We start from the raw sequence: 11,106 nt of genomic DNA, 5'->3' as shown, positions 1-11,106 counted from the left end.
CGCCTTGGTGAGCCTTTACCCCACCAACTAGCTAATCTTACGCAGGCTCATCTAATAGCGAAAGGTCCGAAGATCCCCTCCTTTCCCCCGTAGGGCGTATGCGGTATTAGCATGCGTTTCCACATGTTGTCCCCCACTACTAGGCAGATTCCTACGCGTTACTCACCCGTCCGCCGCTCGTCAGCAAATTAGCAAGCTAATTCCTGTTACCGCTCGACTTGCATGTGTTAAGCCTGCCGCCAGCGTTCAATCTGAGCCATGATCAAACTCTTCAGTTTAAAAAGCTTGCTCAAACTCATGAATCACGTCTGACTTTAACTATGTTCAATCAACTACCTAAGTAATCGACCAAACGTAAAGCGAATTGACATGGTCACTCATTTAAGACTTCAAAATTTTTAGAAGTCTCCAGCGAGCGCCCACACAAATTATCTGATTATCTATTTTAAAGAGCGTCTGACGCGTTGTGCTTCGTTGTTGTGAAGCGTTGTCCGTGTCAGTGGAGGCGTATAATACGCATCTGAATTTTTAGCGCAAGCGGTTTTTATAATATTTAATAAAAATGCACTATTCTTTTAAATAACGCTCAAATCGATCAAAAAACAATCACCAAAACCTCAAAACAGTTCATAAAACGTACTACTCGCTATTCAGCTTCTCATTATGTCTCAAAATTAGCTCAAATAGACGGGTAGCTTACGCGCAATAGAAATGCTCCGTGGTGTGATTTGTGCCTGGTAAGCTAATACTTCAACCCCTGTCTCTAGCACCTCCTTTAAAGCCTCTGCATACTTAGGGTCGATATGTGCAGCCGGTTTAACCGATTCAATCCCCGTATGCGATACACAGAACATCAGAACGGCTCTATGCCCTGCTTTCACCATTTCAGCAAGTTCATATAAATGCTTTCTACCTCGCTCCGTTACAGCATCTGGAAAATAACCCTGCCCGTCTTCTTCTAACAAAGTGACATTTTTAACTTCAACATAACAAAGCGACTCTTCATCACTGCTCAGCAGCCAATCTATGCGACTACTGTTGCCGTATTTCACCTCAGCTTTTTGTGCGGCATAACCAGACAGCTCGGGAATAAGATCTTGCTGTATCGCCTCACCTACAACCTTGTTTGGCAATCCCGTATTGATACAAGCAAGGTGCTCATCATCCACTTCAACAAGTTCCCATGTATAGGCCAGCTTACGTTTTGGGTTATCACTTTTTGACACCCAAACACGCGCATACTCTTGTTGGCATCGACGCATTGAACCGGTGTTAGGACAATGAGCAGTGATGACATCTCCATCAGGCAGCTCAATATCTGACAAGAAGCGTTTATAGCGTTTGAGTAATCTGCCTTCTATTAACGTAGGAAACTGCACAATGAGAATGTCCTTATGAAAAAAGGGATCTTTGACAAGTGATGAAGGTCACTAAGCTGAAATTTAAACGGCACATTACAGAATATCAAGAACCTGATTGATCTAAGGCAAGCGTTTCATTTTTTAGAGATGCACAAATAACGAATGGCCGTTATATTAGATTTCAGACAGAGAGCAAAGGATTGCTTCAGCCCTCAGGAAGAGGGCTCTGTCTCCTACTTATGGATAAAACTTGCGCTGCATGGACGCAGCAGAAAGCTTCCTCTTGTGTTTATACCTTTTTAAAACACTCACTTTCTGATCCAAAACATCACGTCGCTAAACTTTCCTCATGGCCTGCCAAAAACAACCTATTATGAAAACAATGGATCATAATTGTTAAGCCTTATAACAATTAAGTATACCAACTATCCTATATAGGATATGAGCCCCCTCTTTATTCTTGCCATTCTGCTTACATGCTCTCCCAAAAAATCAAAAACAAAATAAAGAGGAACACATGAAAGCATCTAATCTAAGCGTACTTATTGGAATAGGCGCCAGTCTTCTGGCATCACACTCTGCCCTTGCTACAGAGAATGGAGCCCCATCCACCGCCCCTGGCATTTATGGGTTTAGCGCAGGCTTTATGCCACCTGTCACCGATATTGGCAATTTCTCTATCCGTAGCTCGTATTACAATGCGAACAAAAACCTCAATGCTAACGGAGATGAAAATCTGACAGACTTCTCTCAATCCGTTAAAGCACTCTCTCTAACTTATATAAAAATGACGGAAAAGACATTTCAAAATGCCAGCTATGGTTACGGTATTGTAGTGCCTTTTTTAGAGCTTAAAATTGATGGCATGGTTCCAAATACACCTATTAATATTAATGGCAAAGATACCGCCCTCGGAGACATTCAAGTAATTCCATACATTCTTCAATGGCACCCATCTCCTAATTTAGCCACGAACACCCAACTACAAATCCAAATCCCGACTGGCCATTACGATAAGAACGACACCATTACGACAGGTCTGAACCACTATACATTCTCTCCTGCTTTTAACTTTACCTATATGACCGAGTCTGGATTCGAAGTATCGTCTAGTTTTCAGCTAGATATAAATACCGAAAATAAAGATACCAACTACACCAGCGGTACCGAATACCGACATGAGTTTGCAGTGGGTAAAAACTTTGACGCTTGGACACTAGGACTGGGTGGTTTTTACTATAAGCAGCTAACGGATGATAAAGGTCCAAACGTGATAGACGGTAATCGAGCAGAAGCCTTCGCTGTAGGCCCCGAGCTAAGCTTCTTCCGCCCAGGCTTACCCTTTGTATCATTTCATGCTTACAAAGAGCTTGATGCAAAAAACAGAACACAAGGCTATACCGCCGCACTGTTAGTCTCGCAAAGCTTTTAATCTCTAATATATGCGAACAACGGCAATAGCCCCCCTTTCTATTGCCGTTGCTCTATCTTCGCCACTCCTCGCAATAACACTTCAGCTAATACCTAACACAAAGCAGGCCTTCCTCTGTAAACTGCATAGTTAAATATTTGTATAACAACGCCCTATACCGCCATTATTGTTGTGAACAAGCTTCAGGCCATACGCACATGATGCGTCTGCTTAGGTCGTATTGAATTTTAGAAAGATCGGCACGTTGCTTGTATTAAAGTTATTCAACTTAGCAATTGTTTCGGTAATTTATTGGTTACACTGTCAATATTGTTAAAGTGCTTAAGGCTGGGTATGAAAGTAGAAGAGATTTATCGTCGGGATTTAAATCTGTTAGTGGCGTTGCAAGTTCTGGTTGAGGAGCGCAGTGTCAGCCGAGCTGCAGAACGCTTGAGCTTGAGTCAATCTGCAATGAGCCGTGTTCTGGGTAGATTGCGCAGCTTGCTGTCTGACCCTTTGTTTACCCGTCAAGGCCAGCACCTAGTTCCAACAGAAAAAGCCTTATCTATAAATAAGGCACTAGACGAGCCTATTGGGTCTCTTAGACAACTTTTGTCCCCCATTGAATTTGACCCAAAATCTTGTGACCAAACCTTCACAATTGTCACGACAGATTATGCGATGCAAACGATTTTACCGTTTGCATTACCTCGCATATATCAGGAAGCGCCTAATGTTGCGTTTGAGTTTCTGCCACTCCAAGACGAGCATTTGAAAGAACAACTCACCTACGGCCGAGCTGATTTAGCTATTTGTCGTCCGATATACTCTATTGACTCCTTACAATATGGAGAGCTCGGACGTGTTGGTGTGTCTTGCCTTGTTTCTAAACAGCATCCGTTAGCGAATAAACAAATGTGTCTGGAAGATTATTTGCATTTTCCTCATGCCATGATTGCCATTAGTGATGGGGTAAAATCGCTTATAGAACAAGCACTCGAAGGCCATCCTAAACGACGTATGGTGCTTAGGGCATATCATTTAGAAGCTGCACTGGCCATTGTCGACACAATGCCATTAATTATCACAGTACCCGCTGATTTAGCCTACTTAGTATCAGAGCGTTATGACCTGACGGTAAAACCTCTACCCTTCCATTTTACACCGTTTGATTATTCCATGATTTGGCATCCTCGCTGTGATCACTCACCTGCACAGGAATGGTTAAGGAGTATTGTAAAAGAAGAGTGCAGCAAGCTAATCGCTAAACGTGTGATTGATATGGGGCTGGATGCTGATACCACAGTTTTACCTAAGTAATCTTTCGTATATGCGCCTTGATCATACTGAAACGCCATCATAAAGCACTAATGACAACGATTTTGCCATCTCACAATCCCGCCAAAAAGCCCAAATAACTGGGCTAAAAGCACTTTAAATGCACCATTTTAATACATGCATATTATGCATATATTACTTCACTTTTTATCATTTGAGTCCCCCCAGGATACTCTCTACACTCCGCCAATCCAGTAGCTGAGCGCACATCGCACTTGTTTCCATCCACTTTCGCTAAGGCACTGAGCTTGTCCCCTACCGAGCTAAATAGAGGACAATCTCACCACCATAGGCATTATTAAGAGCAATTTATGTTTACTTTCCGATTTCCACTCCTAGTTTGGCTGGGTATAGGGATTTTGATTACCAGCCTAGGGATCAGGCAATCCTTTGGTATTTTCATGACGCCTATTTCCGACTACTTTCAGACGGGACGAGAGTTCTTTAGCTTTGCTATTGCATTGCAAAACTTACTGTTCGGCATGTTCCAGCCATTTGTGGGAATGGCTGCCGACCGTTGGGGTCCAAAGCGCATCATCATTTTAGGCGCTATTTCTTACGCTTTAGGTCTGTACTTAACGTCAATCACCACAGAGCCAACAGTGGTATATCTATCATTAGGTATGCTAGTAGGACTTGGTCTAAGTGCTACTAGCTACGTGATCGTACTCGGTGCCGTTGCAAAAGTGGTTCCCGCACAACATGCCGCGAAAGCCTTTGGCTTAACCACAGCAGCAGGCTCATTTGGCATGTTTGCCATGATCCCGGGTGCGCAATCTTTAATGAGCACTTATGACTGGCAAGGTGCCCTGCAAATATTCGCTGTAATGTGTAGCTTCATGATCGTATTTGCACTGTTTATCAATACGGCAAAGCGGGAAGACAGCTCAGGGCACCCTGTGCACGAAGATACGCAAACAATAAAAGAAGCTTTGAAAGAAGCCTTTGCACACAAAGGGTATTGGCTAATTATTGCTGGCTTTTTTGTTTGTGGTTTCCATGTCATGTTTATCGCCACTCACCTTCCCAGCTACGTGATGGATAAAAACTTACCGCCCTCAACGGCGGCCATGGCACTGGCTTATGTGGGTATCTTTAACATCATTGGGTCCTACTTCTGGGGTGCTATGGCAGACCGCTATAGTAAACACTATGTGATGTCAGCGCTGTACTTAGTGCGTACGGTTGTGATCGCCACGTTTGTAATGCTACCGACCACCGAAATGTCGGCGATTATCTTCGGCGCGGCGATCGGTTTCTGTTGGCTAGGAACAGTGCCAATTACCTCCGGTTTAGTGCGTCAGATTTTTGGTGCACGGTACTTATCAACGCTATACGGATTGGTGTTTTTCGCACACCAAATAGGCAGTTTCTTGGGCGCATGGGTCGGAGGCGTGATCTACGACTACTACGGATCATACGACCCTATTTGGTGGTCAGCCGTAGCACTCGCCTTTATCTCGGCACTGATCCATCTGCCTATTAATGACAAACCCGTCCCACGCTTGAGTGCGGTAACCGCATAATAGCAAAAGGCTCCCAACATAAGATGCTGGGAGCCTTTTCTTGTGTAGACGGGTTCAAGCGTAAGAACGCTGAACCACCCACTGAATATGATCGAGAAACGCTTTCACTTTTGCCAATGGATATTTGCGACCCGAATAGAGGGCGTACAACACCAAGTCTTCCGGTTCATCTTCCCACAAATCGACTTTTACTAACGCCTCTTCGTCCAAATCTTTACGGCAAGCCTCTTCAGGCAGTATTGCAAACCCCAACCCTTTGAGCGCGGCCGCCTTCGCCATATGACCACTATTGACCTTATAACAAGATGCCACATTGACAGCTCCTGCTTTTTTGAACTGCCATGGCATACCTTGTAATACTGATAAGCTGGTAATACAAGCAAGTCGACTCAGCTCAGAGACTGAACTAGGCTTAGAACATCGCTCTAAGAGACTAGGAGACGCTACGACGCAACTCTGCCAGCGTACCAACTCCCTTGCCACCCAGCCTGAATCCTCTATTGCGCCACGACCAAAGCGAATAACAACATCAAAACCTTCCAACAGTCCTTCTTCTGGATCAAGTTGGGTATCGCAGCTTAACTGAATGTTTGGATGTTGATGACAAAACTCGGCCATCGCCTCCGCTAGAAATGGCAAGTCAGGGGTAATCACCTTTAAATGCCCCACAATGGCATCGCCATTTTGATGCGCTTCGTGCAGCATATCCCCCATGGCGATTAAGAGAGGCGATAGGTTGTGATAAAACCTTTCACCCGCTTCGGTCGCAATCATTTTTCGCGTAGTACGCTCTAACAATCGGACGTTTAACGCTTGCTCCAGTAAAGCTACGTGACGACTCACATTCGATTTAGGCAACTGAAGTGACTCCGCCGCACGCTTAAAACTCAACTGTTCATAAACCTTCTGAAAGCTAAGCAACCACTGTAACTCAATATTTTCTAACACAACTATCTCATTTAATGGGACAAACAAACCAAAATCAGCCCATTTATCCTACTCAATCCCCCTGTAACAATCACCCTATCTCGCAGTAACTCGGAACATAAAGATGAAAACAGTGGAACACATGGCCATCATAGGCGCAGGGGTCGCAGGCTTAGCGCTCGCCATCTTGGCTCGAAAACAAGGGATCGAAGTGACGTTATATGAGCAAAGCAAAGACTACTCTACGATTGGAGCGGGCGTGACACTGTGGCCTAACGCCACCTTTGTTATTGAGCAACTAGGGCTGATGGATGAATGCCGAAAACAGTGCGGTCGACCGAGATTTATACGCCAATTTGGCCCGCAATCGACGCTCGTCAATCAATTCGACATCGGGCCGCTAGAAGACCTTTGCGGTTTGCCCACCTTTACCGTATTAAGACAGCACCTTATTAAAATACTGGCAAGCCAACTCAAAAAACATGACATAGCCATACACTTTAACACCCCCATCACACCGGAGCGTATTCCGCAGCTACAGCAGCAATTTGATCTCGTGGTCGGCTGCGATGGGCGCATGCACTCCCCGACTCGCCATCAGCTGTATCAAGGCTCCGCCTCAGCGGTTTATCAAGGCTTTATCAATATCATCGGCATTAGCAATATAGACTTGGAGCCATTCGAACAGGCCATTCATGACTATCGAGCAAACGGCGAACGCTTTGGCATTGTCCCCGTTGCCAATCAGCAATGCTATTGGGCCGCAGCCTGGCCCTGCGCACTCGACCGCTCTAGACCCGTAGAAAGTTGGTATGAAGAAATGCAGCAACGCTTCGGACATTGGCCGTCCAATATTCAACAGGTATTGAATACGTCTCGCCTCAATAGCCTAAAACGAATCTTTGTACACGACCTCGACCCTCTGCCCTACTGGCACCGAGACAACCTAGTCATCATAGGAGATGCTGCCCACGCCCCTTTACCCACCTCTGGACAAGGTGCCGGCCAAGCACTCGAAGATGCTTGGCACTTATCGCAACGGCTTACTGAAGCAAAGCCCCTTAATGACCTATTAACGGGGTTTTATAATGATCGGATCCATAAAACGACGATGACTCAGCAGATAGGCAGACAAGTCGCACAGCAGATCTTTCAGCAAACAACACAACCGACTGAGCCCAAACCCAGCATATCAGCGCATCAACTGAAAGAACTCTACATGCAAGGCTTGCACAAGCATTAACACCACGGAAGCAAAAACGGACTGGGAGCGCTTTACACCAATTGCCAGACCAACAGACAACAAAAAGCCCGCTAGAGAGCGGGCTTGGGAGTGTTTATTGCTGTTCAGTGCAAGGTGTTACCTAACGCTGAATTATTCCCACTCGATGGTTGCTGGTGGCTTAGACGATACGTCGTAAGTCACGCGGGAGATGTGTTCGATTTCGTTGATGATACGACCCGACACTTTCTCTAGTAGCTCGTATGGTAGGTGTGCCCAACGTGCTGTCATGAAGTCGATGGTTTCTACGGCGCGCAGTGCTACAACGTATTCGTAACGGCGGCCATCACCCACTACACCTACAGATTTCACTGGTAGGAAGACAGCGAACGCTTGGCTTGTTTTTTCGTACCAGCCAGCGTTGCGTAGCTCTTCGATGAAGATGGCATCCGCGCGACGTAGGATGTCGGCGTATTCTTTCTTCACTTCACCAAGGATGCGCACACCAAGACCTGGTCCTGGGAATGGGTGACGGTACACCATGTCGTACGGTAGACCTAGCTCTAGACCAAGCTTACGCACTTCGTCTTTGAATAGCTCACGTAGTGGCTCGACCAGTTGCATCTTCATGTCTTCTGGAAGACCGCCGACGTTGTGGTGCGATTTAATCACGTGCGCGCCACCGGTTTTACCCGCTGCGGACTCGATGACGTCAGGGTAAATCGTACCTTGCGCTAGGAATTCAACTTCCGTCAGTGTTGTCGCTTCTTCATCAAACACTTCAATGAAGGTATTACCAATCACTTTACGTTTCGCTTCTGGGTCAGATACGCCGCTCAGTTTGCCAAGGAATAAGTCTTCCGCGTCAACGCGAATCACGTTAACACCCATATTCTGCTTGAACATGGCCATTACTTGATCGCCTTCACCTAAACGAAGCAGACCGTTGTCAACGAAGACACAGGTAAGCTGTGTGCCGATGGCTTTGTGGAGCAATGCAGCGACAACAGATGAGTCGACACCACCAGACAGTGCCAAAAGCACTTTCTTATCGCCTACTTGCGCTTGCATGCGCTCGATCGCATCTTGTGCGATGTTGGCTGGCGTCCACAGTGTTTCACAGCCACAAATATCAACAACAAAGCGCGATAAAATGCGGCCACCTTGAAGCGTGTGTGTCACTTCTGGGTGGAATTGCAGGCCGTAGAATTTTTTCGATTCATTGGCCATGGCAGCAATCGGACAGCTTTCAGTGGAAGCCATCAATGCGAAGCCTTTAGGCATATCAACGACTTTATCACCGTGGCTCATCCAAACATCCAACAGCGGAACACCGTTGTTCGCGACATGGTCTTCAATACCTTCAAGAAGGGAGAAGTTGCCATGCGTGCGGATTTGCGCGTAACCAAACTCACGCACTTCCGATCCTTGAACTTTACCGCCCATTTGTTCCGCCATGGTTTGCATGCCGTAACAAATACCAAGAACCGGTACGCCTAGCGTAAACACGGCTTCTGGTGCGCGAGGAGAACCTTCGTCTGCAACAGATTCAGGACCACCAGCAAGGATAATACCTTTAGGGTCAAAGTCGATGATCTCTTGGTCGTCCATGTCAAACGCACGAACTTCACAGAAAACACCAATCTCACGTACACGACGCGCAATCAGCTGCGTGTATTGAGAGCCAAAATCAAGAATAAGAATTTTATGAGCGTGGATATCTTGCGACATTGTTAGCTAGTCCTTCGCTCCTACCCAGTAAGAGCTGTTCAAAAAAAAAGAAGATGGGGCGCAGAAACTACGCCCCATCTTGGTTTTAATCTATCAGCGCTTAAACGTGATAGTTTGGTGCTTCTTTAGTGATGGTCACGTCGTGAACGTGGCTCTCACGCATACCTGCACCGGTAATTTGAGAAAATTGCGTTTTAGTACGCATTGTCTCGATATCAGCTGAACCAGTGTAACCCATTGAAGAACGAACACCGCCCATCAATTGAAGTACAACAGCCGCCATAGGGCCTTTAGAAGGTACGCGACCTTCAATACCTTCAGGAACAAGCTTCTCTACGCCACTGCTCGCATCTTGGAAGTAACGATCAGAAGAACCTTGAGACTGAGACATCGCACCTAGCGAGCCCATACCACGGTAAGCTTTGAATGAGCGACCTTGGAATAGAACCACTTCACCTGGTGCTTCGTCTGTACCTGCTAGCAAACCACCAACCATGATCACGCTGGCACCGGCTGCGATCGCTTTAGCGATATCACCAGAGAAACGTACACCACCGTCAGCAATAACAGGAATGTTGCGCTCATTCATCACCGCAGCAACGTTCGCTACCGCACTGATTTGAGGAACGCCCACACCTGCCACAATACGCGTTGTACAGATCGAGCCTGGACCAATACCGACTTTAACGCCATCAGCACCGGCGTCAGCCAACGCAATCGCTGCTTCCGCTGTAGCAATGTTGCCACCAATCACTTGTACTTGAGGGAAGTTTTCTTTTACCCAACGTACGCGATCGATAACACCTTTAGAATGACCATGTGCTGTATCAACAACAATCACGTCAACGCCGGCTTCTGCTAGCGCTTTCACACGATCGCCAGTATCTGCACCAGTACCCACTGCGGCACCAACACGAAGACTGCCGTTTTCATCTTTGCATGCCAGCGGGAAAGTTTGCGCTTTATTGATGTCAGTAACAGTGACCATACCGCGTAGTTCAAACTGCTCGTTCACAACCAGTACTTTTTCAATACGGTGTTCGTGCAATAGTTTGCGGATAGAGCCGCTTGATGCGCCTTCTAGTACGGTTACTAGGCGCTCTTTTGGCGTCATGATATCAGCAACAGTTTTGTCGAAGTCTTTGATAAAACGAACATCACGGCTGGTGACGATACCAACTAGGCTTTTACCTTCTACGACAGGTACACCAGAAATGTTGTTTGCAGCGGTGACTTCCATCAACTCGCGAACCGTTGCAGTCGGGTGAATCGTAACTGGATCCTTAACGATGCCGCTTTCGAATTTTTTAACGCGACGAACTTCCGCTGCTTGTTGCTCAATCGTTAGGTTTTTGTGGATAATGCCCATGCCGCCTTCTTGGGCTAAGGCTATCGCCATGCGGTGTTCTGTCACCGTGTCCATGGCAGAAGAAACAAGAGGAATATTAAGTTCGATGTCCTTTGTGATGCGCGTTTTAAGCTTTACATCATTAGGCAGAACTTCAGAATAGCCGGGGATAAGCAATACGTCATCAAACGTTAATGCTTCTTGTGCAATTCGTAACATAATAGGGAATTTCCAATGCCAAC

Annotated in this window: 8 protein-coding genes and 1 rRNA gene (1 of these 9 only partly in view); 4 read left to right on the top strand and 5 right to left on the bottom strand. The window is 46.3% G+C overall.

The window, feature by feature from the left end; translation table 11 throughout:
- Both ACPUEK_RS04445 and sfsA read right to left on the bottom strand, forming a co-directional pair.
- A 16S ribosomal RNA gene (locus tag ACPUEK_RS04445) occupies positions 1 to 278 on the bottom strand; it reaches 1,264 nt to the left of the window's first position.
- A gap of 396 nt (positions 279 to 674) precedes the next feature.
- Positions 675 to 1,379: a DNA/RNA nuclease SfsA gene (gene sfsA / locus ACPUEK_RS04440; RefSeq protein WP_425642465.1), complete on the bottom strand. Its 705-nt coding sequence runs from the start codon at positions 1,377 to 1,379 to the stop codon at positions 675 to 677.
- Positions 1,380 to 1,878: 499 nt separating this feature from the next.
- Between sfsA and ACPUEK_RS04435 the strand changes: the two genes are divergently transcribed.
- The 3 genes from ACPUEK_RS04435 to ACPUEK_RS04425 all read left to right on the top strand — a co-directional run bounded on the left by ACPUEK_RS04435 (position 1,879) and on the right by ACPUEK_RS04425 (position 5,636).
- Positions 1,879 to 2,793, top strand: a complete 915-nt coding sequence (locus tag ACPUEK_RS04435) for a SphA family protein (protein ID WP_082866307.1) — start codon at positions 1,879 to 1,881, stop codon at positions 2,791 to 2,793.
- 333 nt (positions 2,794 to 3,126) lie between these two features.
- The gene (locus ACPUEK_RS04430; protein WP_425642464.1) at positions 3,127 to 4,092 is read left to right on the top strand and encodes a LysR family transcriptional regulator; all 966 of its coding nucleotides are present in this window, start codon (positions 3,127 to 3,129) and stop codon (positions 4,090 to 4,092) included.
- A gap of 329 nt (positions 4,093 to 4,421) precedes the next feature.
- Positions 4,422 to 5,636 (top strand): MFS transporter, encoded by a 1,215-nt coding sequence (locus ACPUEK_RS04425; protein WP_425642463.1) that lies wholly within the window; start codon positions 4,422 to 4,424, stop codon positions 5,634 to 5,636.
- 54 nt (positions 5,637 to 5,690) lie between these two features.
- Here the strand turns inward: ACPUEK_RS04425 and ACPUEK_RS04420 are convergent, their stop codons facing one another.
- On the bottom strand, positions 5,691 to 6,584 hold the full coding sequence (locus ACPUEK_RS04420; RefSeq protein WP_425642460.1) for a LysR family transcriptional regulator: 894 nt from the start codon (positions 6,582 to 6,584) through the stop codon (positions 5,691 to 5,693).
- Positions 6,585 to 6,687: 103 nt separating this feature from the next.
- On the opposite strand from ACPUEK_RS04420, the gene ACPUEK_RS04415 reads away from it, so the two are divergent.
- Positions 6,688 to 7,806: an FAD-dependent monooxygenase gene (locus ACPUEK_RS04415; RefSeq protein WP_425642458.1), complete on the top strand. Its 1,119-nt coding sequence runs from the start codon at positions 6,688 to 6,690 to the stop codon at positions 7,804 to 7,806.
- Between the two features lie 132 nt (positions 7,807 to 7,938).
- Here ACPUEK_RS04415 and guaA read toward each other — a convergent pair whose 3' ends face one another.
- A complete protein-coding gene (guaA, locus tag ACPUEK_RS04410) occupies positions 7,939 to 9,516 on the bottom strand; it encodes a glutamine-hydrolyzing GMP synthase (RefSeq protein ID WP_425642456.1) in 1,578 nt (525 codons plus the stop codon).
- Positions 9,517 to 9,616: 100 nt separating this feature from the next.
- Positions 9,617 to 11,083, bottom strand: coding sequence for an IMP dehydrogenase (gene guaB, locus ACPUEK_RS04405; protein WP_067035681.1), 1,467 nt, complete (start codon positions 11,081 to 11,083; stop codon positions 9,617 to 9,619).
- Positions 11,084 to 11,106 lie beyond the last annotated feature (23 nt).

This window comes from Marinomonas gallaica, from assembly GCF_049821165.1.
Lineage (GTDB): Bacteria > Pseudomonadota > Gammaproteobacteria > Pseudomonadales > Marinomonadaceae > Marinomonas > Marinomonas gallaica.
The sequence above is the reverse complement of the archived record's forward strand: the minus strand, read 5'-3'. Positions and strand labels throughout refer to the sequence as shown.

Coding starts and splice junctions, on each gene's coding strand:
- guaA (WP_425642456.1), bottom strand. CDS start 9,516: ATGTCGCAAGATATCCACGCTCATAAAATTCTTATTCTTGATTTTGGC.
- guaB (WP_067035681.1), bottom strand. CDS start 11,083: ATGTTACGAATTGCACAAGAAGCATTAACGTTTGATGACGTATTGCTT.
- ACPUEK_RS04415 (WP_425642458.1), top strand. CDS start 6,688: ATGAAAACAGTGGAACACATGGCCATCATAGGCGCAGGGGTCGCAGGC.
- ACPUEK_RS04425 (WP_425642463.1), top strand. CDS start 4,422: ATGTTTACTTTCCGATTTCCACTCCTAGTTTGGCTGGGTATAGGGATT.
- ACPUEK_RS04435 (WP_082866307.1), top strand. CDS start 1,879: ATGAAAGCATCTAATCTAAGCGTACTTATTGGAATAGGCGCCAGTCTT.
- ACPUEK_RS04430 (WP_425642464.1), top strand. CDS start 3,127: ATGAAAGTAGAAGAGATTTATCGTCGGGATTTAAATCTGTTAGTGGCG.